Here is a 26979-nt window from a genome sequence, read left to right as displayed (position 1 = left end):
TATTAAATGGAGGTTAACCCTATGATTAAAATTCTGAAACGACTGAACCGGATAGAATGGCTCCAGGTCATCATCAGCCTTGTGTTTATTGTCACACAGGTATGGCTTGATCTGAAATTGCCGGATTATATGTCTGAGATTACAAGATTAACACAAACAGCGGGAAGCAAAATGGCAGATATCTGGGAAGCCGGAGGGTATATGCTGCTCTGTGCCCTTGGAAGCCTTGCCTCATCCATTGCCGTCGGCTTCTTCGCGGCACGGATAGCCGCATCCTTTTCCCAAAGGCTGCGCAGTCTGCTGTATGACAAAGTAGATTCCTTTTCAATGGCAGAAATAAGCCGATTCTCTACAGCAAGTCTTATTACACGTTCCACCAATGATGTTACACAGATTCAAATGCTGGTGATTATGGGACTGCAAATGATAATTAAAGCGCCTATTACGGCAGTATGGGCAATCGCCAAGATTGCAGGAAAAGGGTTTGAATGGACGCTTGCCACCGGAGTTGTATTGTTATTCCTCATTGTCATGATGGCTGTCATTATGGCTCTGATAATGCCAAAATTCAAGATGATGCAGACACTTACCGACGGTCTGAATCGTGTTACTATGGAAAATCTTACAGGCCTGAGGGTGGTTCGTGCCTATAACGCCGAGAATTACCAGGAAGATAAATTTGAAGCTGCAAACGAAAGCCTGACATCGACACAGTTGTTTACCAGCAAGGGCATGGCTGTAATGATGCCGGTCCTAAGCTTGATGATGAGCGGACTTACTCTTGCCATTTACTGGATTGGCGCCTATCTCATCAATTCGGCACAAGCCATGGATAAGTTGTCACTGTTCTCTAACATGGTTGTCTTTTCTTCCTACTCCATGCAGATTATTATGGCGTTCATGATGGTTGTCATGATGTTCGTCATGCTCCCCAGGGCCTCTGTTTCTGCCAGGCGTATTAACGAGGTACTGGATATTGAGCCGGTTATTACCGAAGGCAGGGCAACGGCAGGAAAACCGGGAAGTGAGGGAGAGGTTACCTTTGACCATGTCAGCTTTCAGTATCCGGGTGCAGCTGATTATGTACTGCAGGATGTCAGCTTTTCGGTCAAAAAGGGTGAAACAGTGGCTTTCATTGGTGCCACAGGCAGCGGCAAGACCACGCTGGTCAATCTTGTACCACGCTTTTTTGATACAACGAAGGGGAAAGTCCTTATCGATGGTATGAATGTAAAAGAGTACACCCAGGAAGCCCTCCATAATAAAATTGGTTACGTGCCGCAAAAAGCAGTTTTATTCAAGGGAACCGTAAGCTCCAATGTGGGCTATGGTGACAACGGCCGTGCCAAACCTATGAAAGAAGAAATCAAGCAGGCTCTTCGGATTGCCCAGGGTGCGGAATTCGTGGAGAACATGGACGGACAGTATGAGGCAGATATTGCACAAGGCGGTGCTAATGTATCCGGCGGACAGAAACAGCGCCTTGCCATAGCCCGTGCCGTATGCCGTAAGCCGGAAATCTACATTTTTGATGACAGCTTTTCGGCGCTTGATTATAAGACTGACCGGGTGCTGCGTACAGCACTGAAAAAAGAAACAGCAGGGGTGACCAGCTTAATTGTTGCCCAGCGTATCGGAACAGTAATGGATGCCGATCAGATTATCGTGCTGGAGGAAGGCAGAGTTGTGGGCCATGGCAAGCATGATGAGCTTTTAAAGACATGTGAGGTATATAAGGAAATTGCCATGTCACAGTTAAGTGAGGAGGAACTTGCAATATGAGTGAAAATATAAAAACAAGACCCGCTCAAGGTCCAATGGGTGGAAGAGGCGGTATGGCGGGTCCCGCTGAAAAACCAAAAAACTTTAAAGGGACAATGGTAAAACTGCTGCAATACTGTAAAAGCTATTTACCGGTTATTATAATAGCACTGATTACCGCAGCCCTGGGTACAGTGTTCCAGATTATCGGTCCGGATAAGCTGAAGGACCTGACAAATGAAATCAGTAAAGGCCTTCCAATGCTGGTGAAAGGGGTTCCGGTATTTAAAAGCATCGATATGAATGCGGTAGCGAATATTACCTGGCTCCTTGTATTCTTTTATGTAGGTTCCATGCTGCTGAACCTGATTCAAAGCTTTATTATGGCAACAATGACCCAGAAAATTTCTAAAAAAATGCGTACGGATATTTCCGGGAAAATTAACCGCCTGCCCCTTCGATATTTTGATAAAACAAGCCATGGAGACGTTTTAAGCCGGGTGACTAACGATGTCGACGCCATAGGCCAGACCCTGAATCAAAGTATCGGTACCCTGATTACTTCCGTCACAATGTTCGTGGGTTCCCTTATTATGATGTTCTACAACAATTGGATTATGGCCCTTACTGCAGTCGGTTCCGGTGTAATAGGCTTTATCCTGATGATATTCATTATGAGCAAGACCCAGAAATTTTTCAGTGAACAGCAAAGGGAGCTTGGAAATATCAACGGTCATATAGAAGAAATCTATACGGGCCATAATGTTGTCAAGGTATATAACGGTGGCAGGGATGCAAAGAATACCTTTGAAAAGATAAACGGAAAGCTTTACAAGAGTGCATGGAAGTCTCAGTTTTTGTCAGGACTGATGATACCCATCATGGGCTTTGTGGGTAATCTGGGTTATGTGGCTGTGTGTGTGGTCGGTGCAGCCCTTGCCATGAACGGAACAATTACCTTTGGCGTTATTGTTGCATTTACCATGTATGTCCGCTTGTTTACACAGCCAATGTCACAGATTGCGCAGGCCTTTAACAATCTGCAGAGAACCGCCGCGGCAGGAGAACGTGTATTTGAATTCCTCGATGAAGAGGAATTAACGGATGAAAGCCAAAAGAGGAAGAAGCTTTCGAATATTAAAGGGGATGTGGAATTCAGGCATGTAAAATTCGGATATACTCCGGATAAGACTATAATTCATGACTTCTCTGCCGAAATTAAGGCAGGGCAAAAGGTTGCAATTGTCGGACCCACCGGCGCAGGTAAGACAACAATAGTGAATCTGCTTATGCGGTTCTATGAGTTGGACGGCGGTGAGATCCTCGTGGATAAGACACCGATCAGCCAGGTTCCCCGGGAAAATGTACATGAACAGTTCGGTATGGTCCTGCAGGATACATGGATATTTGAGGGAACTATTCGGGAGAATATTGTATACAGCAAGAAAGGGGTTACGGAGGAGCAGGTGGTTGCTGCCTGTAAGACAGTCGGATTGCATCATTTCATCAAGACGCTTCCTGATGGATATGATACCGTACTTAACGACAAGGCAAGCCTATCGGAAGGTCAAAAGCAGCTGATTACCATTGCACGTGCCATGATACAGAATGCGCCGCTGCTGATACTGGATGAAGCAACCAGCTCTGTTGATACCAGAACTGAGAGAATCGTTCAGAAAGCAATGGATAAACTGACAGAGGGCAGAACATCCTTTGTCATAGCACACAGGCTTTCCACTATTAAAAACGCTGATTTGATCCTGGTTATGAAGGACGGCGATATAATTGAAAGCGGCAGTCATGAGGAGCTGCTCGAAAATAGCGGTTTCTATGCGGATCTTTACAACAGCCAATTTGAACCAGCCGCATAAGAGAGCTGGATTTGAAATAATGATAAGGAAGGTTTCGCAGGATAAAAATAGCACAGGATAAATTCGTACTGGAAAAAATTAGCACAGGAAAAATAAACAAAGGATAAAGTAAACAAAGAATAAAATAAGCAAAGGATAAAATAAGCAAAGGAAAATTGAAGGCGTAAAAGTGGTACTTAGCTTTTACGCCTTAATTTAATAAACTTAAAATTTGAGAAGGATGAAAATATATCCGAATATTTCAGCAATAAAAAGTGTTTCAAGACAGGCTTCCCTACAGTCTTTAGCAGGATTATCTAAGTTAGTTCCCTTAAAAGTGAGAGGGTTTCCAATAGTACTTTATACCGTTCCAGTCCGATGGTCTGCTGCAATTTGATTTGAGCATCTTTCCAGGGAGGAGTAGCTGCCTTTAGCTTATCCTTACCGGCTTCACTTACTGTAATCCGTTTCTTTCGTGAGTCCTTTTCCTCCGTTTTAATATCCACATAACCCTTCTTGCGAAGAATTTCAATATTACGTGTGACTGTTGTCTGATCCATCATAGAGTACTCTGCCAGCTCGTTTACTGAAATGCCGTCCTCCTTTGAGGAGATATCGTTTAGCAGAGCAAATTGTGTGGATTTTAAACCGGAGTCCTGAAGTGCCCTGTCATAATATTGTGTGACCACACGGGTCGTCATTCTAAGATTCCTGCAGGCGCAATTCTCAAGTCTTGGCTCCTTACTGTTCTTTTGATCCATTCTATATTACCTCCCATAGGGAAATGTATGCAGATATAACAATAAAGGGAAAAAGCCAGCTTGTCAAGCAGCGGGGATTAGCTCGCTCATTTATTGTCGTTGGAAGAAGTTCATTTATTTATCATAAAGAGAAGTTCCTTTACTATTCATAAGAAGCTAATTCTTTTTCTACATGGATTTCATGACTTTTACAGATAGCTACTGCCATTTCCCGTACTTTTTCGAAACTGCTTCCGCAGGCCTCAAGAATGATTTGCTCAAAATGCTCCTGATAATTATTATTCATGTAATTGAGGGCGTTCACCTGCCATTTCCATAGTTCATCCGGTGTAAGATAGAAAAACTTCGGCTGTACCTTCTGCCGGTAGAATTCTTCGTCCATTTTCATAATGGTTTCCACCGTAAGAGAAGGAGCCAGCTCGGTCAGTCCGGGAAACTCCTCGCTGCCCGTCCACTTCCCATGGTTCATAGGACAGACTTCCTGGCAAATGTCACAGCCATAAATCCATTCACCGAAATCTGCTGCCAGGGGTTCCTGGGGCAGGTCTCTTCCGCTGAAGGTTGTCAGAAAAGAAACGCACCGGAGGGGGTTCATGGTATAAGCGTCACAAAGGGAAGAAGTGGGGCAGGCCTTGATGCAGCGGTCACAGTTCTTGGGACAGGGAGTAAACCTTGGTTTTTCTATGAGTTCCATGTCCCGGTCAGTCAGGAATGCTTCCAGCCGGACCCAGGAGCCGGACTCAGAATAGAAAAAATTATTTCTGCGGATAATCCCAAGGCCAGCCTGCATTGCAGCCCAGCGAAGTCCGACAATTCCATATTTGCGCTCAGTGGATACCCGCAGACCAAGTTCCTTCATATATGCCTCAAGACTCAGACTGTGCTGGTGTTCCTTCGTTTGTTCATCAACGCGGGAATCGAACAGATAGGATTTGGCAATATGGCCTCCGACAGCTTCCGGGACCTTGTACTGGGTCTGGGGAACCGTCAGAACAACAACGGACTTCGCCCAGGGGAATTCCTTTTCAAAATGTGCAAGGTGCTGCTTTCCCTTATAAAATGCCTCAGACTCGGCAACCTTTTGCACCCTTTCATTTAGTTTTTCCTTATACCCTTCCAGAAGGTGTACCGGAATAATACCGCACTTTTCATAGCCTAGTTCAAGGGCTTTTCTTTGAATCAGTTTTTCTATTTGTTCCATTTTAGAATGTCTCCCTTTTCCAGATTTATTTCCAAGTTATTTTAAATACATGTATATACATATATTTGCGCAGAGTGTAATTATGCCAATAAGTTTTAAGTAATACATATTAAGCAATATATTAAGTAATACATATAATTGGGCACATGATATTAATATTAAAACTATGCCATACAAATAATACAAATAGCTATGTTTGATAAATAGTACTGGTAATAACATTATATATGCATATATTATCAGCGGAAATATATAATGTCAAGAGCAATATAATTTCTGGTGCTAATTATATTAACATTTAATACATATATAAATTACAGTTCCGCCATTTTTCCTGGCTGCCATAAAGACAGCCAGGAAAAATAGCGGAGTTCAGGAGTTCAGAAATTGGTAAATAGTAGAGAAAGTATCACTCCGATTCTAATTCAGAGCTGTTGGTATCCACTCTGGTTTTTTGATAATCTGTGCCCCAATCATACATTGCCTGAATGATGGGGCGCATGGACTCCCCAAGGGCAGTAAGTGCGTAATCTACACGGGGCGGTACTTCTGCGTATACGGTGCGCTGGACGATTCCATCCTGCTCCAGCTGCCGCAGCTGCAGTGTTAAAGTTCGGAAGGTGATGGTGGGCATAAGTTTTTTGAGCTCGCCAAAGCGTTTCTTTCCGCCAAGCAGCCGGAAGAGGATAATTCCCTTCCATTTACCGCTCATAATGTTTAAAGTAGTTTCCACCGGGCAGACCCTGTTGGGGCAATCCGGAATCAGAATATTATTATTTTCCATAGTTTTTCTCCAATAATATAAAAAAGATAGTAATGTTACATTTAGTATATTATATATCATTATTTTGCGTACTTCAACATCCGAATATTATATGCTACTATGTTTCTATCAAAAGGAAAGGTGGTAATAATACCATGAGTAATATGAATCAAACCATTCTGGATGCATTCCGCTTCCGCCACGCCTGCAAGCAGTTTGACTCCACAAAATCCGTGTCAGGGGAAGATTTTGACACCATTCTGGAAGCTGCGCATCTCTCACCGAGTTCCTTCGGTTTTGAGCCGTGGAAATTGATTGTACTGCAGGACGCAGATTTGAAAAAGAAACTTTATCCCATAGCCTGGGGTGCCCAGAACAGTCTAGACGGAGCCAGCCATCTGGTAATTCTTCTTGCACGCAGAAAGGCCGATACGGTTTTCGACTCCGATTATCTCACACATATCATGAAGGATATACAGAAGCTGCCGGATAATATTGCCGAAGGCAAACGCCAGGCATTTAAAGGCTTCCAGCAAAATGATTTCAACCTGCTGGAAAGTGATCGCGCTTTATTTGACTGGGCAAGCAAGCAGACCTACATTGTAATGGCTAATATGCTGACAGCCGCAGCCCTTCTTGGCATCGATTCCTGTCCAATTGAGGGCTTCAATCAGAAAGCAGTAGATCAGCTCCTGGCTGAGGAAGGACTTATGGATCCAAAGCATTTTGGTGTATCGGTTATGGCAGGTTTCGGTTATCGCAGCGGAACGCCCCAATTTGAGAAAACCAGACAGCCTCTGGACGATGTGGTTTTGTGGAAATAAAAAATAGTTATATCAGAAAGTCAGTTTTTTGCTCAGATTGAACTGCCTTCATAAATTAGAACTAAAAATCTAACTTATAGGAGGTCAGTTCAATATGAGTAAAGTACTGGCTTTTTTACATTATGGAAAAGGCTAATCAAATAGGCAATCTGCTATGCAAAATCGGCTAATCGACTATACATTGATGGTCTGCAATAAATTAATAGTTTGCCATAGAATTTACACTTGATATTGACAATCTATGCTCCATATATTATCATTCTCATAACACTGTTATTAAAAAATACTTTGTTATTAAAAAATACTATGTTATGAAAATAAGAGGTGCACCTGTTGGCAAGAGAAGAGCAAAAAATGCGAAGTGAGATGATTCGTCAGGCAATTCTGGATACGGCATTGGAAATTGGAATTCAGGAAGGCTTTGAGGAAGTCTCCATTCGAAAAATCATAAAAAGGATGAAATATTCTACCGGTGTTGTCTATCATCATTTCAAGGATAAGCAGGAAATCATCGATGCCATAGAATTAGCTGAGACAGCATGGCTTCATGCCCAAATTGCTGAATTGCTGAAAAATCAAAAGGATGTTGTCTCTGAAATGGAAGTTGTATTCAAAAGAATTATGAAGCTGGCTTTTGATGAACCGGAAAAATATAATCTGATTGTTCTCCACAAGTATAGCAGACGAAGGTCTGATAGACCGGAATGGATTTCCCATCTGAGTGACAGGTTAAAGCAAGGAATGGAGAGCGGAATTATCAAGGAGATAGATTCTGAGAAAGCCGCGTTTTCCATCTGGAGCTCCTTTCTGGGATTTAATCTTATGATTTCAAGGCATACGGATTTAACAATGGAGCAGGCAGAAGAGCTGTTTCAGGTTCAATTTGATATTATTTTAAAGGGGGTTCTTAATCATGAGTAGATTCCGTATTGTATATGCAACCAAAACCAGGCATTCCAAAAAAATAGCACAGGCCATTGGCAATGCACTTAACATTCAGGCAGATAATGTACCGGACAATCCTGTACTGAGAGAGGTGGATTTGCTTTTTATTGTTGGAGGTATCTATGGAGGTGAAAGTCTGGCTGAGCTTTTAGCATTTGTGAAAAGCTTAGACAGAGAAAAGGTGGCAAGGGTTGCTTTAGTAACTTCATGTGCTACGAAAAAGCAGGGACAGGATACTGTCAGAAAGCTTTTAAAGGAAAAGGAAATTCCTGTTGTGGAGGAATTGATCTGCCAGGGAAGTTTTATACTTATGAAAATGGGCCATCCCAATAAAAACGACATCCGGGAGGCGGTAGATTTTGCTGTCAGGCTATCAGAAGGTATAGATGAGTAAAGGAAGGAATTGATTTACAGCAATAAAACGTATCTGTTTAATAGTGAAAATAAATTGGATATTCTCCAGGCAGAATAGATAAAGCATACTCTGAAAGTATTTTATTAGGACCTTGAATAGGCAGAATGATAGTTACGCCGGTTCAAGGTCCTAATATTACCAAAGTTACACTCTTCAACCTGGAGTTCAATGACTGCTGTACCTTGAACCATTTCTGAGGAAGCTCTATTCCCGCAAACTGAGGGGTGTACTTTTCCACCAGCTTATTCAGTACTTCACGCTTATATTCGTAATCTTGCAGTATCCGAGCGGTTCCGGTCATAACCACACTGTTGTAGAACGCTTCCGTATCACAGGCTGCCTCAATGCCTTCTGTCATCAGACCAAGTAATTCATCCACTTCAAAACAGGCTTTTGGATTGTTATTCACATTATCGATTTTTTGCCCCTTGGGTAATCCATGCATGTAAATGTTACCATTATGATATACAAAATGCATTGCAATTACATGCCTGCAAAAGCAAGGCTTTAATTTGGGTAAAATATGTATTTTATTATACTGTAAGAGGGATGCCTTGAAAAGAAGCATTTTATAGCTGCCATTTGTTCTTAATTCTTCCGCTCATCTCCCCAGAAAAACAATGCAACAGTTCCAGGGCCTGTGTGGCTTCCGATGGTTGTACCGACACTGTTGATTTCTACCTTGCCGTTTAATTTCGGAAATCTTGCTTCCACTAAATCTGCCACAGCACGGGCATCCTCGTAGCAGTAGGCATTGGAAATGTAGCATTTGCCGTTATAATTTGCTCCGTCCTGGGCGTGTAATTCCATTTGATTGACGATTTCTTCCACGACGCGTTTCTTTCCCCTGATTTTATCACGGGGGATAAGCTGGCCAAGATGGTTCATATTCAGCAGAGGGCAGATATTTAAAATGCTGCCGACAAAACCGGCTGTTTTGGAAATACGGCCGCCTTTGACATAGAAGGTAAGGTCGGTGGAGAAAAACCAGTGATGCAGTTCCAGTTTGTGAGTCTCAGCCCAATCATACAGCAAGTCAATTTCCATACCGGAGTCACGCTGGTCGGCCAATTTATCCAGGAACAGGCCATAACCCGAAGAGGCGCCCAGGGAATCTACAATATATATCTTTCTGTCAGGGTATTTTTCCAGCAGTTCGCTTCTGGCGATATTGGCAGAATTGAATACGCCGGAAATGCCGGAAGAGAGGCTTACATGGAGGATATCCAGCCCCTGTTCCAAAAAAGGTGTAAAGTATGTAATAAATTCGTCTACATTTACCTGTGACGTTTTGGTTTCCGCCCCATTTGCCATTGCTCTGTAAAATTCATCAAAGGGAAGGGATTTTCCGAGGTCATCTGCATATTGAACATTATTCAGAGAATAGTGGAAACAAATATAATGAATCTCCCTGTTATCAAAATGCTCCTGTGTTAAATCTGCTGTAGAGCAGCAGCTAAGAATATATTCAGCCATAAATTTTCTCCATCTTAAGTTCTTGAATTTAGTATTTACAATATACCTTTTTGATTTATACTCTTGCGGTACTTATACTCTTGCGGTACTTATACTCTTACCGTACTTATACTTTTGCGGTACTTATACTTTTTCAGTACTTACACTTTTGTAGTACTTATACTTTTTCGGTTCTTTATACGCTTGCGGTACTTTTATGGTTCTTTTCCTTTTATGCATCTTTTCTTTTTATACTTTTTTTTATGTAGTTCTCACTTTCTACAAGGAAAATGAATTAACAACCAGCAGAACGAGCAAAAAGGCTATGACAGAATCTATACCTCCAAGGATTAATTCCACCAGTGTGTGTCTTTTAGTTCTGAGACTTGCCCATGCCATAAGAATGAAAACCAGAATTGACGGTAAGGTCCTTGGACCGATAAAATAGAGCAGCATACTCATTGGTCCGGTCACTCCGCAGGCATGTCCGCTTGCTTTCCATTGGGTTGCCTTATTGAAAACAGTCAGCAGCAGGACAGAGACAAGATAAGTCCAATATATTATGTGAATTGCAATTGGAGCAGCTGTCGCAAATGAGAAAATAACCCCGCAAATATACCCGGCTGCGGAAGCAATGAAAGCCAGATGCCGTTGCCCGTCCCTGCCTTTTTCTCTGAACAGCGGAAGAAAGGGCTGGAGTAAGTAAGCAAGTGCCGGCAGGATTGTCAGAAAGAAAATCATGGCATAGAATTGCGTGTTATCTCCTAACAGAGCTTTGTCGTATATAAAAAGTGCAGCTGCCAGCCCAGCGGCAAGCACCGGAGGAATAGTTATAATCCGTATTGCTTTGGCCAAATGATCCATAACATCATCTCCTTTATCTAATGTAGTTGTGATTACTATGTTACGACATTGAAATAACCCTGTCAATAGTTATTATATAACTTATATTGGCATTATAATAACCTTTAAAGCTGCTATGTGTTAATGATATATCAGCTTGAAATTACGTAAAAGGCAAAAAGGGAATATCCTAAGAAAAAATAAAGAACATCTTCATAGAATAGCTTATTTAATATTAAGAAAATAAATGTTATAATAGCATAAATGAAAATTTAATTCGTGATTTCATATACATACAAAAAAAGGAAAAATGGATTGATTTTTTGGCTGCCTGCCTGACCAGAGGCTAATCGGAGGTTACATATTTAAAGCTGCAGGAAGTAATCAGGCATAATCAAATATAGATAGGAGTGTATAACTATAAGCTGTAAGCACAAACTTAGATAGGTTAAACAATATAGTGTGAATATAAAAAAGCTATTTTCACACAAGTGCCTGCGAAATCCTCAGCCCAATCTTGCGATGCGTTGAGAAGGTGAGGCAGTTAGTGTGAAATAAAAGACATTTCACACCCTGATTGGTGGTGTGTCATATCTGCGGGCAGATGTGGCATGCAATGGGAGCTAGGATAAAAGAATAAGAAAATGAAGATAAGGCTGTCCTGGCTTTTGAATCGTTTAGAAGGCAGGGCTGGTAACTTATCTTAAGTAAAGCCAACCCGGATAAAAGTTTGGATACTGCACTAGAATTAATAAAAACACATAAGAAGCATCTGCTGTTAACAGGAAGGGTAAATTAATTTATGAATATAAATAAGCAAAGAGCTTTTATTATCCATTTTTTCTATTTCTTAATTTTGATTTTACTGGTTTATGTTGGTATAAAATATGTATTCCCCTTGTTAATGCCTTTTGTTATCGGTATTATCATTGCTATGTCCTTTCGGAATCTTATTGATCTTATTGCAAAAAAGGCACATGTAAAGCGTGTTTTGGTTTCGATTATCATTTTAATAGTGTTCTATGGCCTGGTAGGATTTATAATCAGCTTAATCGGCGTTAAGATGGTAAATTTTATTAACTCATTATTTTACAGCTTACCTACTCTTTATAAAGAAACGCTGCTTCCTGCATTTCAGACAGTTACGGACAATATGATTCATAAATATCCCAGCACCAAATCCTATCTGGATAGCTTTATGAGCAATATTGACCAGTCCGTATTTGAATATTTAACAAAAATTTCTTCAAAGGTCGTAGGTATGGCTACCGGCTTTGCCAGCCAGGTTCCGACGTTGTTAATCAAGCTTATTTTTACCATTGTCTCTTCCTTTTTCTTTACCATAGACTATTATAAGATAACACGCTTTATTATCCGGCAGTTCCGTGAAGAGCACCAGAAGATCATAATAAAGCTAAAGGACAATGTAATCGGCTCTCTTGGTAATTTTATAAAGGCCTATGCGGCTATTATTACAATAACCTTTACGGAATTATCCATAGGCTTCTGGATTATTGGGATACCTACGCCTTTTCTATTCGGCCTGCTGGTGGCAATTATAGATATTATGCCGATTATTGGTACCGGAGCCGTATTGCTGCCCTGGTCTGTTATTGCATTTATAATGGGCAATACGAAGATAGGTATGGGAATGCTGATTCTATATATTGTAATAACTGTAGTCAGACAGATTATTGAGCCAAAGATAGTCGGCCAGCAGATTGGCTTATATCCCATTATAACCCTTGTTCTTATGTATGTCGGTGCGCAGCTGATGGGAGTTTTGGGGCTTCTGATACTCCCGATTATGGCTACTATATTGATAAAGCTTAATAAGGAAGGAAGCATTCATTTATTTAAAATATAGGAAGCAGTGATAATATATTTCAGTGCATTCAGTGATTTATAACTTAAAAAAGCGGTAAATGGGCCTTAAAAGGCCCATTTTTTTTCTTTATTTATCAGGGAGTGTCTGATATAATACATATCAGATATATTACGATATTATAAAAGGATGAGGTATAATACTTGTGCCAACAAAGATAAGTGATACAAAAACAGATCGTGTAAAGCGTGAGCTGCTGAAAATGCTCGTAGAGAAGAAATACGGCCCTCATGAGATGCTTCCCAGCGAAGGCATGATTGCGGAATTGTATGGTGTCAGCAGAATGACGAGCAAGCTGGCTCTGAATGCACTGGCTGAGGAGGGAATAATATATCGTGTGCCAAGGCAGGGCAGTTTTCTGAAGGACATTGATATGACGGTTATCAACTCATTGCTGGAGGAATCGGCGTTTAAGACGGAAGGTCAGGGAGATATACAGATCATTGCTCTGGTGATACCCAAAATTGATTTCTACACAGGGCAGATTATTACCGAGCTGTCTCAAATAGCCGGAGAAAGGAACTATGAGGTTATTGTGAAGGTCTCGGGAGGTGCTCTGGAAGAAGAGGAAAAGCTCCTTCGGGAGATTTCGGCAATATCGGGTATCAAGGGTGTCGTATTTTTTCCGGGTGATAAAAATGTCTGCGGGAAGGAGCTGCTGTATTATAAGCTGCGCAACTATCCCATAGTCATGGTGGACCGGGTCTACAAGGAAATTGAGTTTGACAGTGTCTACCATGACCATTACCAGGGAGCCAGAAAAATGGTAAATTATCTGATTGAGAAAGGACACAGGAAAATCGGATTTATCTCCTATGACATTTCGGAGGTTACGAGCAGGGATGAAAGGTATAAAGGCTATGTCAGTGCCATGTCGGAAAATAAGGTTCCCGTTGAAACTGACTATGTGATGATTAGCAGCTCTCAGGAGTCCCGAAATGATATCGTGAAGTATCTGAAAAAAAATACGGAGCTGACGGCAGTCTTCTGCGGAGACGATTACCTGGCAATCCGGCTGTTTTCGGCAGCAAATGAACTGGGGATACCCATTCCCGGCAAGCTTTCGGTAGCGGGCTTTACGGACAATAAAATATTGGAATATCTGGAGATGGAACTGACCACAATGCGCCAGCCGGTAAGACCTTTGATGATGGAAGCTTTTGATATTATAATTAATAAGCTGAAAATGAGAGGGGAACAGGTAAGGCATATTAAAATACCAACTGAGCTGATTGAAAGAAAAAGCGTAAAAAATCTTAGGGAAAGTGGCGTGAAATAAAAGACATTTCACACCCTGATTTAAGGCAGTACCGCTTCTTCAAGCAGAACCAGACACTTGTCATAAACTGTTCTCATTGACAGCCAACGTCGCAAGGGATGAAAAATCCTTAATTCGGTATCTTTTTTTGTCCATATGCTGCAAAATATCCGCCTCACATAAAACCGCAAACACATGAAGCAGGTGACGGTAGCTGACACCAAGGTATTCCGCAACCTCCGTGTGTTTCCTATTATAGATTTCTCCATCTGCAGATAATAGTATAAAATTAGCCAAACGGTTCACCAGAGGATAATTCTGGTTGGTCGCATAATTTGAGGTATTGCGCAAAGCCTTCCGGCATAAAAATAGGCACAGATAATTTAAGAATTTAGTATCATTTCTTAAAAGATGGCTGGTTTCCCTTAGGGGTAACAGGATACATACGCACTTATCCAAAGCAATGACTCCATTGGTAAATTTCTGCGCACCCATAAATTCCATCTCCCCAAATAAGGTAGGAGATTTAAAAAAATCAATGATGGTAACTTTTCCGTTTTCATGAGTCAGGAAAAGCTTAGCATTTCCCTTAATGAGAAATACCAGATCAGATAAATCATCACCTTCTCTGCATATTAAATCATTTTTTTGAAATTCTTTCCATTTGGCATAAGGAGTAATATCAAAGGAAAAAATATTAGTGACATATGAGGGAATCATTTCGTCCGCTTTTTTCATTTTCATCAACAAATCTCTTTCAAACTCTGTTTTTATAATTCATCTTACTATAAAACTTCTCTAAATTCCAGGTTTATGTGAGAAATCTCATATTTTTTACAAAAAGCAAATGATATAATTATTAAATATTAAAAGCAGTTAGTAAAAGAGTAAATTAAAACAACAAATTTTTTCCAGGGGAGGTGCCTTATGATAAAATTTGCGCTACCATACAATGGAGATATGGAGTTCATTGATCAATCGCTTTCTAAGTATGGGAATTATATTGAAAGCTACTTTGGTAATTTAGGAATTGATGATTTTGGAGGGGGACGCGCCCAAACTCAAAATATTGTGAAAAAGGAAAATGAATTGAAAGAAATCCTGGACAAGCTAAACGCTGCTGGCATTGAATTTAATTATGTCATCAACAATAACGGCCTGATGAACGAGGAGTTTACGGAAAAATACCATGAAAGGTATCTGAAATTTATCAACAAATTAGTTGATTTGGGGATACGAAAGGTCACATTGAGCAATCCATATCTAATCAAATATACAAAACAGGAACTGCCGGCTTTAAAAATATCAGCATCGGTGAATTTAAAAACTCGTTCATGGGAAGAACTTGAATATCTGATCCAATTAGGCATTGATGAAGCAACGCTGCATTATGATTTAATCAAGAATTTTGGAGAGCTGATCAGAATTCGTTCGAAAACTGATATATTGTTGAAGCTCATTCCAAATGACTTGTACATATCGAATTGCCCCTGGCAAAAAGGTCATACTCGTATGCAGGGTTCCCACAGCAAGCACAAGGAAACAAAAACACCATATTTCAGCTACTACAGAAATAAATGTGTTAATATCCGGAATTTAAGACCAGAGGAAATATATAGCGGAAAATGGATTGCTCCGGTTGATATTCCAAAATACATGGAAATTGGTTATAAAAATTTCAAATTGCTGGACCGACTGGCAACGACAGAATGGATCATGAAATCCATTGAAATATATCTTGAGCAAAGCCGGACATCCCATTTGGAAGAAATATTAGGCACCTATGGCTCCAAATCAAACATTCATGCCGCTGTCTCCGATGGCCTTTTGGAGCAGGCTCTTTATCCCAGAGACCAGCTGGAGCTTATACCTGAAATATCTCAAGTGGACAATAAAATCTGGTATTCTGCCAATCACACGGACAATTGCATGCACTGCGTTTCATGCCGCCATGCTGCTGACAAGGGTCTGATTTATCCGGAGGATAAGAGACATCAGTATATCGAAAATAACAGGAGGTGGCAGAGCAGAATTACAAAATTACCGTATATCAAAGAGTTAAATCATGGTGAGGTACAGCGTATAGAATATAAATAGGGGGGCAGTTATCGATGGGCGAAATGTTACTACCATTATACTTGGATGAGAGCTTTATGGAGTCTGAATCAGAGGGCAGAATTTTTTTGACCAGATTTGAGCAGGACTTTCAGAAGGATTGTTTTTTGTTTCATGAGGCGAGGAACTGTGCAATCTCACCGGAGGAAGCCAGGAGCATAAGCGGCAGGCATCAGTTATGTTATGCCTATGATATGTTTCATTTCGAAAACAGAGAATTCACCGTAGAGGGGTATAAAGAGATTTGCAAAGATATTCAAACCATGATTGACACAGGATTTAAATATATTCTGGTATCAAACCCCTATATTATTGAACTGCTTTGCAACGAATACAGCAAAGATATTCGTGTGATTGTTTCATCGCAGCTGGAAATCAATCATCCACACAGTAAAATATTTTTTGATGTTTTAAACAACACCAGAAGTATTTCCTATGTTGTCGTATCTCAGAATCATCTTCACAAACAAGAATTTGAAGAAATGAGACGTACATTCGGAAGTATTGAGCTTATGGTTGAGTTGGACCGCCTGATTTCAGATAATCAGATTGTGCATGAGCATTTCAACAACATGCTTTACGGATATTATAATGATTCTGTAAAATACCATTTAAAAAAATATATAGAGGAAAACCGGCGTTATTTCAGAAAGCAAGATTTGGTGGACCAGTTTGATGAAAACATTTCTTATAAGCTGGGAGAGATTGGTGTGGAGAAGGAAATTCCAGAAAAAAATCTGGGACATCTGCTTAATAATGAATTGGAAGATATTCAGGTAATTGATTATGACCTATGGCAGTGAAAGAGAATGAAATTTCAGCCATTATGAATTGGAATTATGATAAAATTAACTGTAATTATAAGGATGCGAGGGATATGGATCATGAAGCTTTTAATATTAGATTTTGACGGAACAATAGCAGATACAAAGAGCAGCATTGTAAATACAATTCAGGCCACGGGAAAACAGCTGGGCTATGGAATTGCCCAGGAGAAGGACATACAGGAAAAAATAGGGCTGCCGCTCAAGGATACCTTTTCATCCGTATTAAAAATCCCAGACAGCCAGATAGATAATGCCATTGATTTATACCGCAGAAAATACCAGGATATCTGCATGAAAAGTGTTGCACTGTTTCCAAATGTAAAGAGTACTATAGAGTACCTGTCACAAAAGGGAATCGTTATTACAGTTGCCTCAAGTAAGGGCAAAGAAGCTCTTCATCTATTGCTGGATCATTTAAAGGTAAGTCCTTTCATTTCTCGTATTTACGGAGAACAGGACGTAAAAAATAAAAAACCGGCTCCGGACATGGCACGATTAATATTGGAGCAGGAAAAATGTGAACCGGAAGAGGCGTTGGTGGTAGGGGATACGGTATTTGACCTTCAGATGGGACAGGGCGCAGGCTGTCACACCTGTGGTGTAACCTATGGAAACAATTCTTATGAAGAACTGAAAGCGCAAAACCCCACCTTTATCATCAATAATTTCGGCGAATTGAAAAGCATCTTTTAAGCTGCAAAAAGAAAAGAGGTCTCAAATGGCTAAACTATATAATGAAATTTCCAGAACCTTTAATGAATATCTGCTGATCCCTAATTTATCTACGCCCTTATGCATACCTGATAAAATTGATCTGACGACTCCTATTACAAGATTTAGAACAGGAGAGGCACACATAAGGCTTAACATTCCGTTTGTATCTTCGATTATGCAGGCTGTGTCGGACAACAAACTTGCCATTTCATTGGCCCGGTGCGGAGGGCTGTCATTTATATATGGGGCTCAGACAATTGATTCTCAGGCTGAAATGATACGGAAAGTCAAAAAATTCAAATCAGGCTTTGTTGTATGCGATTCGTACCTTTCGCCGGAACACACTTTGAATGATATACTGAGGCTGAAGGAGGATACCGGGCATTCTACCATAGCTGTTACCTCTAACGGAAATTCGGACGGTATTCTTACCGGAATTATTACAAGCAGAGATTACAGAATAAGCAGGGACTCCCTGGATAAAAAAGTCTGTCATATTATGACTCCTTTTGAAGCGCTTATTACAGGGAGGGATGGGATTCTTTTAAATGAAGCCAATGACTTGATTTGGGCAAATAAATTAAATTGTCTTCCTATCGTCAACGAAAAACAGCAGCTGGTCCATATGGTGTTCCGTAAGGATTACGAAGCTCATAAGGAGAACCCTTTTGAGCTTCTTGATGAGAAGAAGAGCCTTCTTGTAGGCGCCGGAATTAATACTTACGATTATCAGGACCGAGTCCCGGCACTGCTGGAAGCAGGTGCTGACATATTGTGTCTGGACTCTTCCGATGGTTATTCCACTTGGCAATATGATGCCATTACCTATATAAAGTCAAATTTTCCGAAGGCATATATTGGTGCCGGCAATGTGGTTGATGCCGAAGGTTTCCGTTATCTGGCTGATGCAGGGGCAGATTTTGTAAAGGTCGGCATCGGTGGCGGGTCTATTTGTATCACACGTGAGCAGAAGGGGATCGGAAGAGGTCAGGCGACTTCCATACTGGAAGTCGCTTGTGCCAGGGATAGATATAAGGAGGAGACAGGTATCTACATCCCCATATGTTCTGACGGAGGGATTGTATACGACAATCACATAGCTATAGCCCTGGCCATGGGAGCGGATTTTGTAATGATGGGAAGATATTTTGCAAGGTTTGACGAAAGCCCGGGAAAGAAGCTGAAAAGAGGCAATGAATATGTAAAGGAATATTGGGGAGAAGGATCAAACCGAGCAAAGAACTGGCAGCGATACAGCATGTCAGCCAACAAAGACACTCTTTTTGAAGAAGGTGTTGACAGTTATGTTCCTTATGCAGGTGCACTCAAGGATAATTTATCCGTCACTATCAGCAAGATAAAGTCCACAATGTCAAGCTGCGGGGCCGCTTCCATAGAGGAATTTCAGAAAAAAGCAAGGATCACCCTTGTTTCCCCCATAAGTATTCGGGAAGGCGGAGCCCATGATATCATACTGAAAGATAAAGATTACTAAACAGACTTAAAGAATACGTATAAAAGCAGTCAATCATGTCAATTCAACACCAAGGAGTTGTTGCAAAACTAACATTAAGTTAGTTGGGCAACAGCTCTTTTTATGTTTATTTGTCAGAATGCAATAAGGATTCCGGTATTTTTTTAATATATTATTGACAGAATTCATATAATTTTGTAACATATATATCAGATGATATCAAAAATATCACAAAATATTAAAATATATCAATCCTTGCGTATTGCAGAAATGCGGAAATTATATTTTAGGAGGAGCTGCTGTATCTATACAAACGGTGCAGCAGCTCCTTTCATAAAAGGTGATGCCAGGGGCTGTTCCTTTCAGCCCAAAGGGAAGGGTTAGCAGATAATATATTGCAAAGGAGTTCTGACCGGTGAAAGAAATTCCGAGAAAAAGGATTAAAACTACAGGGAAGCAGAGATTGCGGAAATTTATGCTGCTAACCTCCATGCATTCCATGCTGATGATTACCGTTATGATTGTGTTAATTGCATCCATAGGAATCTGGAATCTGGTGGGAAATTATCTGATGAAGGTGAACAGTGAAATTTATGGCATACAAAAGAATTCTGCTGATATTTATATTTCCGGTATTGAGGATAAATTATCAAATTATATCACAGCCATGGGAGTGGTTTCCATGAGCAATGATTTACGTAATCATATTTTTAATAAGAATATCAGCCGTTCCGAAATGGTAATCCTAAGCGCGGAATTAGGGCAGAGGATAAATGAAATGACATTTTTCCTCTACCAGTCCCAGGAGGTCATCAGTCAAAGATTATACACCTATCTTCCGGCGGACGGGTATTATTTCTGGGATGTTAATAAGGTTATGGATAAGTCCTGGTTTAAGGGCTTAAAGGAGAGCAGTCCCCAGTGGTGGTATACATATTCCGATGTAACCCATACCTACCATCTGACCCTGGCTGGAATCATCAATAACTATAACTCAAAATCCGGCGTATGGGGGCAGGGCTATTGCTGTCAGACCATTACGGTGGATACCGGCACTTTATTCCTTCCCTATAAGAGTTCTTTTAACAGCGTATTCATGTTTGATGATAAAAGCGGTAATGTTATCTATGATTATTCTTCCCCAACCCGGGAAAGGAAAATTAATTTGACTCAAGACCGGATGAAGGAGATTTATCAGGAAATACAGGAAAGCGGGGAATTATCTAAAAAGTTCAAGCTTACCGATGAAAAGGGAAATTCAGAAGTCTTTCATGTTTTGACAAGGAAGCTGGGTTCAATTGATGCAACTGCCGTGATTTTGTTTGATCCGAAACAGATGTCCAAGTCGGATGGAATTGGTGCAATATTTGCAACGGTGGTACTGCTTGTATTTATGATGCTGTTACTGATCCTTTCGAACCGGCTTTATAACAGAAAATTAAATATGCTTATAGGAAAGATGGATAAGTTTGATGAAAAAGAAGTACAGCCGGCAGAACCTATAGGAGGGAAGGATGAGCTTGCACGAATTGAAAGGCACCTTTTCCGGATGCAAAAGCGGATTCAGACCCTGATTCAGGAAGAGTATACTGCGAAAATGCAGGTGATGACTGCCCGTGAACAGGCGTTGATGTCCTGTATTAATCCCCATTTTCTTTATAATACGCTGAATACCATTTCGGCTATGGCCTGTATGGAGGGGGCGGACAGCACAACGGAAATGATAGCGGCATTATCCGCTATGTTCCGGTATTCTTCCGAGGTATCCAGACCCAACGTAACGTTAAAAGAGGAGCTTTCCAATATATCGGATTATTTGTATATCCAGAGTATCCGGTACCAAAATGCCTTTACTTACAGTGTGGATATCGGGGAAGACCTGTATGGCTGCCAGGTGCCGAAGCTCATTCTCCAGCCCTTGATAGAAAATGCCTTTAAGCATGGATTTAAGAATCAAATGACGGAGAAGGGGGAAGACAGGAGTATTCGCATATGGGCGGTGAGGATACAGGATGCGCTTGTTATATCCATACAGGATAACGGGGAAGGAATCTCACCCGAAAGACTCTCCGCCATACAGGAGCGCATAGCGGAACCGGAAGCACAAATAACGGTTATGGATAGGGATAGCAGCAATATCGGACTCTTAAATGTCCATCAGCGGATTCGCCTGCAGTATGGGGCGGATTACGGGCTCCAGATAGCAAGCGGGGGAGAGGTAAAGGGAGTATGTGTATCAGTTCGGATGCCCTGTGGCAGGACAGCATAGAAATTGTGGAGAAAAGGTATGCTTAGTATATTAATAGTGGATGACGAAAAATTAGCCTGTGCGGATATATTATATAAAGTCAGCCGGAGCGGTTTTGGATTTAAATGGGTAATGGAGGCTTCTTCAGCGGAGGAAGCTCTGGAAAAGATCAAGGAGCATAAGCCGGATATTCTGCTTACCGATATTATGATGGGAGAAATGAGCGGAATCGAACTGGTGAAGATAGCCAGGAGCTACGTGCCGGGACTGGCCTCGGTATTAATCTCCGGTTACTCAGAATTCAATTATGCCAAAGAGGCCATAGCCTTAGGGGTGGTTGATTATTTGCTGAAGCCTGTCAGGCAGGAGGAATTGACCGGCACTTTGTCAAAGGCAATTGCAATAGGAATGCACCAGCGAAATGTGCTGCAAAGTCTTTTTAATGGCGGGAAGCTGGAGGATGACAGGTTAAATGAGAGCCAGAGGGAACAGCTGATTGCATTTTTAAATGGCATGAAAACAAGTCTTGATTTTTCTGCGGCAGAATTATTTCCTGCCAATGCGGAATTTTATCAGATAGGAGTATTCAGGCTGTCTTCCTGTACGGCAGGCCAGAGTGAAGGCAGAGTACCTTTAAAGTCCGTTGAATACGAGGGCGTTACGGACCAATCCTTAGCTGATATCGGCGATAACAGCGGAAAAGGCAGGCAGTATTTTGATAAGCTGCGGCGCGCTGTTCAGGATATCATACAGGAGGTTGGGGGACCGTGGTTCCTGACCTTTCATAACTTTGCTCCCAACCAGCAGATTACCGTAATTGCGGCTGCCTTTCATAAAGACCGTAAAAAGTCGGAAGAAACAATTTTACAAAGCTTTCATGAAATTAACCGGAGGATTCACAGGAGGCTGAATATTGTCTTATATGCTGGCGTGTCCGGGCTGGAGGAATCCGTAACCGGAGCATTACTGACCCAGGCCAGGCAGGCCCTGGATTTACGCTTTTCCTTAGAGAGCAGTCCGGAAGGGCGAATATTTTACTGGAGGGAATGGGAGGAGAAGGCCACTTACAATTTGCCGGAAGAGGAATTTAAGCTATACCAAAGGTTACTGGCGGCAGGTGATTTAAAAGAAGCCCTTACAACAGTACAGCGGATTTTTTCCGTAGATATACCCGGTACGGCTATGCATATCCGCATGCTTTATGTGGAGCTTATCTGCATACTGGCACGAACCTGCATCAAAAAAGCAGGTGGAAATATCGTGTCCATGCTTGGTACGGAATGCTTGTCCGGCGGAATCATCGATGAGTTTTCCGACAGGGAAGAGCTGGTTGAAAGCCTTTGCCGGACGATAACAACAGTACTCAGCCAGTGGATGGCAGTGACCGCAGATGCAAGGTCCGTTCTGCTGATTGTAAAAAGCTACATAGAAAATAATTTTACCAGCAGTGAATTGTGCACGAATTTCCTGTCACAGAAATTTTGTATTTCGCTGGGGTATCTTTCCACCTCTTATAATAAGGAATTTGGCATCAATATTACAAAGTATATTATTACCTTAAGAATCGATTATGCAAAGAAGCTTCTTAAGGAGACCGGTTTATGTATCTTTGATATTTCTGAGAGCTGTGGTTTCAGCAATCTGAGTTATTTTATGCGCACCTTTAAAAAACATGCGGGATGTACGCCAAATGAATTTCGTGAAAAATGACGTGTAAAATAATAGGAAAAATAAAAATGATAGTAAAAAGTTCTTAAACACATGTTGTTTGAGAACTTTTTTTGTATTAAATAACAACGAAAATTAAAAAAGTGCATAGTAATCATGAAAATAATTGATATTTATTTACAGTTAAGGGTTGTAAAATTGTCTCACAACACATGAAAGGAGTGAAAAGCTTTTGAAAACTACCATAACAGGTTCGATAACCAGACAGGAAAGGACAAGAAGATTATGGCAGCAAATTATGAAACACAAGGTATTATATCTGTTTATCCTTCCCTGTGTGGTCTGGCTGCTGGTATTTTGCTACTACCCGATGTATGGCGCACTATTAGCTTTTAAAGCTTACAATTACAATCTTGGTATTTTAGGAAGTCCCTGGGTGGGATTACAGAATTTTGAGGAATTTATTAAGTCACCCGATTTTTGGATCGTAATGAAAAATACCATTATAATCAGCGGTCTTAAGATAATTTTCGGATTCCCCGCACCCATTTTTTTAGCATTACTGTTAAATGAGGTCAAGGCTGCTAAATTTAAAAAAGTCGTTCAGACTATGAGTTATCTGCCCAATTTTGTATCCTGGGTTGTAGTAGTCACCTTGATGACGGTAATTTTTACACCATACGGAGGAATTGTAAATAACATAAGAAAGGATTTTGGTCTGGATTCTGTTTTCTTTATGGGGGAGAAGGGGTATTTCTATCCCATGGTAGTCCTTTCTGATATTTGGAAGAATGCAGGCTGGGGATCCATTATATATCTGTCAGCGCTCTCAGGAGTAAGCCAGGAGCTTTATGAAGCAGCTACGGTAGACGGAGCAGGACATCTAAAATGCACATGGCATATCACATTGCCATCCATTAAAGGGACTATCGGAATTATGTTTATCTTTGCAGTTGGAGGTATTTTAAATGCAGGATTTGACCAGGTTCTCTTATTGCAGCAGCCTGCCAATACTCAAATTTCAGAAATCCTTGATACCTTTGTGCTGAAAACCGGTTTGAATTACGGCAGGTTTGAGTATGCTACGGCAATCGGTCTGTTCAAATCTGTTTTTGCGTTTGCACTGATGGCACTGACAAATACGGTTTCCAAGAAGTTTATGGAAGTAAGCATATGGTAATACATAACAAGGAAAGAAGGTTATACCTATTATGAAAATAAAAGAATCAAAATCCCGAAAAATATTCATGGTCTGTAATTACATATTTCTTGCTTTATTTGGCTTCATTTCCTTATATCCTTTCTGGTATGTTCTGATAGCTTCCTTAAATACCGGCAGGGATTTTGCAAAAGGAGGTGTATTCTTCTGGCCGCGTGTATTTACTTTGGAAAATTTCGCTCATGCTTTCAAGGATTCGCGTATTTTTGATTCCTTATCAATATCTGTAGCAAGAACCTTGCTGGGAGTAGTGCTTGGGTTATTTTTCACAGCGCTGATTGCCTATGCGCTAAGTGTTAAGACCTTACCGGGTAAAACATTTTTTACTTTCTTTTTTTACTTTACTACCATATTCGGAGGCGGAATGATTCCTTATTACATGCTGCTTCGTGACATGGGGCTGACCAAAAGCTTTCTGCTTTATGTTATACCGGCCGTTTATAGCTTTTTTAATTTCCTTCTGCTTCGGACTTATTTTGATAATATTCCGTCGGAGTTAAGAGAGTCGGCCCAAATTGACGGGGCAGGTGAAACCAGGATTCTGTTTGGCATCTTTATTCCTTTGTCTAAGCCAATACTGGCTACGCTGGCTTTGTTTATCGGGGTAGGGCATTGGAATGACTGGTTTACCGGGGCTTATTATCAGAGCAGGACGGCTTTGTATCCGGCTGCCACTTTACTGCAAAGGCTCCTCAGCGAAGCAACGGCATCTTCTACGATTAAGGTGGGGCAGGAAACGAGCTTAACAGCAATGACCACTTATACATCCCAATCTTTGCAAATGGCATTTGTTATGCTGCTTACAATGCCTATCGTAGTAGTTTATCCGTTTTTGCAAAAGTACTATGTAAAAGGCGTTATGATCGGTTCCGTAAAAGGCTGATGGTATGAAGGAGCTGCTAAAAGCGGCCCATAAAAAGCATACAAAAAATGAAAAGGAGAATGTCTATGAAAAAAAAGTTACTTAGTATCTTAATGGTAATGATGATGGCGGCTACACTGCTTTCAGGGTGCGGAAAACCCGGCAGCACAAAAAATGATTCGAAGCCGGCTGATTCCAAGGGGGAAAGCAGTACAACAGAAGGTGCAGCAGATGCAGGCGGAGCTAAAAAGTTCGACGATGTAAAATTAAAAATGCTGATATGCTGGAATGGCGGTTTTAAAACAGCATCTGACCAGTACAACAATGAAGTTGCAAAGAAAATCAGAGAAAAAACCGGCGTTACGGTCGAGTTTGAAGGAATCATGATGAGTGAAACCGAAAAACTGAATCTGATGTTTGCTTCCGGTGATATGCCGGATATCATCAATGCACCGTATTGGGGCGGCAGTGCCGGTGAAACAGCAGTTATTAAGAAAGCGGCTACAGAAGGCAGACTGCTTCCTATCGAAGACTATTTGCCCAATTATCCGAATCTGGCAAATTCTTATGATGTGGGAATTGTATCACAGTCTTATCTTGAAAATGATTTGAATTTTAAAGGCTTTGATGGTCATAAATATATTTTGCCTCAGGAAACGCCCGGAGATACAGCTGATGTGACAAACTGGGCATATGGTGTATTTGTCCGCGGTGATGTTCTGAAGGCCTTGGGAATTGATCCGACTACAATTAAAACATCGGATGATTTATACAATTTCATGGTAAAAGCCAAAGAGCATGGATTTAAAGATGTAAATGGCAATGACACGATTGTTGCCACTACTTATCATAACGGATGGGACAGTTCAGGATATTCCATTAATCTTTCCGACAAGAAATTCAGTAATTATATCAAACAGGCAGACGGTACCTATAATTACGTTCCTTTAACAGAGGATTGGACCAATAGACAGCTTTTCATCTGGAAGCTTGTTAATCAGGGATTACTGGATGTAGAGTGCTTTAAGCAGTCGGATGCCCAGGCCGATGAGAAAGTCGGAAACGGAACAGCATTATTTGCTTCAGCCCAATATAGCTCTGTTATTAATTCTACAAAGCTTACCGGTTTATACAGTGCTCATCCGGAAATGAAGTATGTTCCTGTAGGACCTATGACCTATAAGGACGGACAGCCGTTAGTACAGCTTGAGCAGAACGGCCGCGCAGGTTCTCCCGCTATTATTTTCCCGAGCACCTGTTCCAATATCGAAGCTGCTCTTACTTATCTTGATTATATAAACAGTGAAGAAGGTGCCCGTTTATGCCAGTATGGTGTTGAAGGAGATACTTATACTTTAAACGATGCCGGACAGCCTCGTCTGAACAGTGATTTACTTGCCAGAAAGGCAGAAGGAGATTCTTCCGTTGATGATGAGCTCCGTGAAAAAGGAATTGGTTACATATTAGGACGTACACTTCAGGCTGATAAACGTTTTACCTGGTGGGGTGAAATCGGTGCAGGTGATGCAGATGCGGCACCCCAGGAAATGGTGGAATATAAGAAAGCACGTCCCGTTGAACGTGCTGACGGATATCCGCTGGAAGGCCTTGTAGTTAATTATAAGGATTACGATAAGGTAAAGAAATTTGCTTTTGAAGGAACGACCATGGATGACTATGAGCAGCGTGCGTACTTTGCTAAAACAGAAGCAGAAGCACGTTCTATCCTGGAGGATTACCAGAAATATCTATTAACTCAGGATAACGGAATTTTTAAAGACTATTTGAAATATGTAACAGAGTCTGCTAATTCCAGGGATGATATACTGGATTAATAAAAGCTGTGACATAAGACGTCAGCGCAAGCTGGCGTCTTATGCAAATAGAGAGT

23 protein-coding genes are annotated in these 26979 nt (G+C 41.0%); 16 read left to right on the top strand and 7 right to left on the bottom strand.

Translation table 11 applies throughout. From position 1 onward, the window contains the following. Positions 1 to 21 precede the first annotated feature (21 nt). Complete coding sequence (locus BUB77_RS08830) at positions 22 to 1782, top strand: ABC transporter ATP-binding protein (protein ID WP_073274906.1); 1761 nt, start codon at positions 22 to 24, stop codon at positions 1780 to 1782. Beyond that, complete coding sequence (locus BUB77_RS08825) at positions 1779 to 3632, top strand: ABC transporter ATP-binding protein (protein WP_084124036.1); 1854 nt, start codon at positions 1779 to 1781, stop codon at positions 3630 to 3632. Before BUB77_RS08830 ends, BUB77_RS08825 begins: the two co-directional genes overlap by 4 nt. Positions 3633 to 3928: 296 nt before the next feature. Here the strand turns inward: BUB77_RS08825 and BUB77_RS08820 are convergent, their stop codons facing one another. The 3 genes from BUB77_RS08820 to BUB77_RS08810 form a co-directional block, all read right to left on the bottom strand. Beyond that, positions 3929 to 4372, bottom strand: coding sequence for a MarR family winged helix-turn-helix transcriptional regulator (locus tag BUB77_RS08820; protein ID WP_073274904.1), 444 nt, complete (start codon positions 4370 to 4372; stop codon positions 3929 to 3931). Positions 4373 to 4514: 142 nt separating this feature from the next. Further along, entirely contained in the window at positions 4515 to 5573 is a 1059-nt protein-coding gene (locus BUB77_RS08815) for an epoxyqueuosine reductase (protein WP_073274902.1), read from the bottom strand. A 409-nt stretch (positions 5574 to 5982) separates the two neighbouring features. Continuing rightward, entirely contained in the window at positions 5983 to 6357 is a 375-nt protein-coding gene (locus tag BUB77_RS08810) for a winged helix-turn-helix transcriptional regulator (protein ID WP_073274900.1), read from the bottom strand. 134 nt (positions 6358 to 6491) lie between these two features. On the opposite strand from BUB77_RS08810, the gene BUB77_RS08805 reads away from it, so the two are divergent. The 3 genes from BUB77_RS08805 to BUB77_RS08795 all read left to right on the top strand — a co-directional run bounded on the left by BUB77_RS08805 (position 6492) and on the right by BUB77_RS08795 (position 8499). Continuing rightward, positions 6492 to 7160, top strand: a complete 669-nt coding sequence (locus BUB77_RS08805; protein WP_073274898.1) for an NAD(P)H-dependent oxidoreductase — start codon at positions 6492 to 6494, stop codon at positions 7158 to 7160. Positions 7161 to 7493: 333 nt separating this feature from the next. Continuing rightward, a complete protein-coding gene (locus tag BUB77_RS08800) occupies positions 7494 to 8081 on the top strand; it encodes a TetR/AcrR family transcriptional regulator (protein ID WP_073274896.1) in 588 nt (195 codons plus the stop codon). Next, positions 8074 to 8499: a flavodoxin domain-containing protein gene (locus BUB77_RS08795; RefSeq protein WP_073274894.1), complete on the top strand. Its 426-nt coding sequence runs from the start codon at positions 8074 to 8076 to the stop codon at positions 8497 to 8499. The genes BUB77_RS08800 and BUB77_RS08795 overlap by 8 nt, the downstream gene beginning before the upstream one ends. 142 nt (positions 8500 to 8641) lie before the next feature. Here the strand turns inward: BUB77_RS08795 and BUB77_RS08790 are convergent, their stop codons facing one another. The 3 genes from BUB77_RS08790 to BUB77_RS08780 form a co-directional block, all read right to left on the bottom strand. After that, positions 8642 to 8965, bottom strand: a complete 324-nt coding sequence (locus BUB77_RS08790; protein ID WP_242962434.1) for a pyridoxamine 5'-phosphate oxidase family protein — start codon at positions 8963 to 8965, stop codon at positions 8642 to 8644. Positions 8966 to 9108: 143 nt separating this feature from the next. Continuing rightward, a complete protein-coding gene (locus BUB77_RS08785; RefSeq protein WP_073274892.1) occupies positions 9109 to 9996 on the bottom strand; it encodes a DegV family protein in 888 nt (295 codons plus the stop codon). Between the two features lie 258 nt (positions 9997 to 10254). Then, entirely contained in the window at positions 10255 to 10839 is a 585-nt protein-coding gene (locus tag BUB77_RS08780; protein WP_073274891.1) for a hypothetical protein, read from the bottom strand. A gap of 781 nt (positions 10840 to 11620) precedes the next feature. Between BUB77_RS08780 and ytvI the strand changes: the two genes are divergently transcribed. Then, positions 11621 to 12685 (top strand): sporulation integral membrane protein YtvI, encoded by a 1065-nt coding sequence (gene ytvI / locus BUB77_RS08775; RefSeq protein ID WP_073274889.1) that lies wholly within the window; start codon positions 11621 to 11623, stop codon positions 12683 to 12685. A gap of 163 nt (positions 12686 to 12848) precedes the next feature. After that, complete coding sequence (locus BUB77_RS08770; RefSeq protein WP_073274887.1) at positions 12849 to 13982, top strand: GntR family transcriptional regulator; 1134 nt, start codon at positions 12849 to 12851, stop codon at positions 13980 to 13982. Between the two features lie 60 nt (positions 13983 to 14042). On the opposite strand, the gene yeiL is transcribed toward BUB77_RS08770, so the two are convergent. Continuing rightward, the gene (gene yeiL / locus BUB77_RS08765; protein ID WP_073274885.1) at positions 14043 to 14705 is read right to left on the bottom strand and encodes a transcriptional regulator YeiL; all 663 of its coding nucleotides are present in this window, start codon (positions 14703 to 14705) and stop codon (positions 14043 to 14045) included. Positions 14706 to 14888: 183 nt separating this feature from the next. Here yeiL and BUB77_RS08760 point away from each other — a divergent pair, with 183 nt between their 5' ends. The 9 genes from BUB77_RS08760 (at position 14889) to BUB77_RS08720 (ending at position 26923) form a co-directional block, all read left to right on the top strand. Beyond that, entirely contained in the window at positions 14889 to 16058 is a 1170-nt protein-coding gene (locus tag BUB77_RS08760; protein WP_073274883.1) for a U32 family peptidase, read from the top strand. A gap of 14 nt (positions 16059 to 16072) precedes the next feature. Beyond that, positions 16073 to 16879 carry a hypothetical protein gene (locus BUB77_RS08755; RefSeq protein ID WP_073274881.1) on the top strand — a complete coding sequence of 269 codons (807 nt, stop codon included), beginning with the start codon at positions 16073 to 16075 and terminating at the stop codon, positions 16877 to 16879. Positions 16880 to 16960: 81 nt separating this feature from the next. Further along, the gene (locus tag BUB77_RS08750; protein ID WP_073274879.1) at positions 16961 to 17596 is read left to right on the top strand and encodes an HAD family hydrolase; all 636 of its coding nucleotides are present in this window, start codon (positions 16961 to 16963) and stop codon (positions 17594 to 17596) included. Positions 17597 to 17621: 25 nt separating this feature from the next. After that, entirely contained in the window at positions 17622 to 19112 is a 1491-nt protein-coding gene (locus tag BUB77_RS08745; protein ID WP_073274877.1) for an IMP dehydrogenase, read from the top strand. Between the two features lie 394 nt (positions 19113 to 19506). Continuing rightward, complete coding sequence (locus BUB77_RS08740) at positions 19507 to 21360, top strand: sensor histidine kinase (RefSeq protein WP_073274875.1); 1854 nt, start codon at positions 19507 to 19509, stop codon at positions 21358 to 21360. Positions 21361 to 21378: 18 nt separating this feature from the next. Beyond that, positions 21379 to 23049 (top strand): response regulator, encoded by a 1671-nt coding sequence (locus BUB77_RS08735; protein ID WP_073274873.1) that lies wholly within the window; start codon positions 21379 to 21381, stop codon positions 23047 to 23049. Between the two features lie 190 nt (positions 23050 to 23239). Further along, positions 23240 to 24187 carry an ABC transporter permease gene (locus BUB77_RS08730; protein ID WP_073274871.1) on the top strand — a complete coding sequence of 316 codons (948 nt, stop codon included), beginning with the start codon at positions 23240 to 23242 and terminating at the stop codon, positions 24185 to 24187. 31 nt (positions 24188 to 24218) lie between these two features. Then, positions 24219 to 25109, top strand: coding sequence for a carbohydrate ABC transporter permease (locus tag BUB77_RS08725; RefSeq protein ID WP_073274869.1), 891 nt, complete (start codon positions 24219 to 24221; stop codon positions 25107 to 25109). Between the two features lie 65 nt (positions 25110 to 25174). After that, positions 25175 to 26923, top strand: coding sequence for a type 2 periplasmic-binding domain-containing protein (locus BUB77_RS08720; protein ID WP_073274867.1), 1749 nt, complete (start codon positions 25175 to 25177; stop codon positions 26921 to 26923). Positions 26924 to 26979 lie beyond the last annotated feature (56 nt).

The sequence above is a fragment of the Anaerocolumna jejuensis DSM 15929 genome (assembly GCF_900142215.1).
GTDB classification, from domain to species: domain Bacteria; phylum Bacillota; class Clostridia; order Lachnospirales; family Lachnospiraceae; genus Anaerocolumna; species Anaerocolumna jejuensis.
This window is presented reverse-complemented; position numbering and strand designations above follow the sequence as displayed.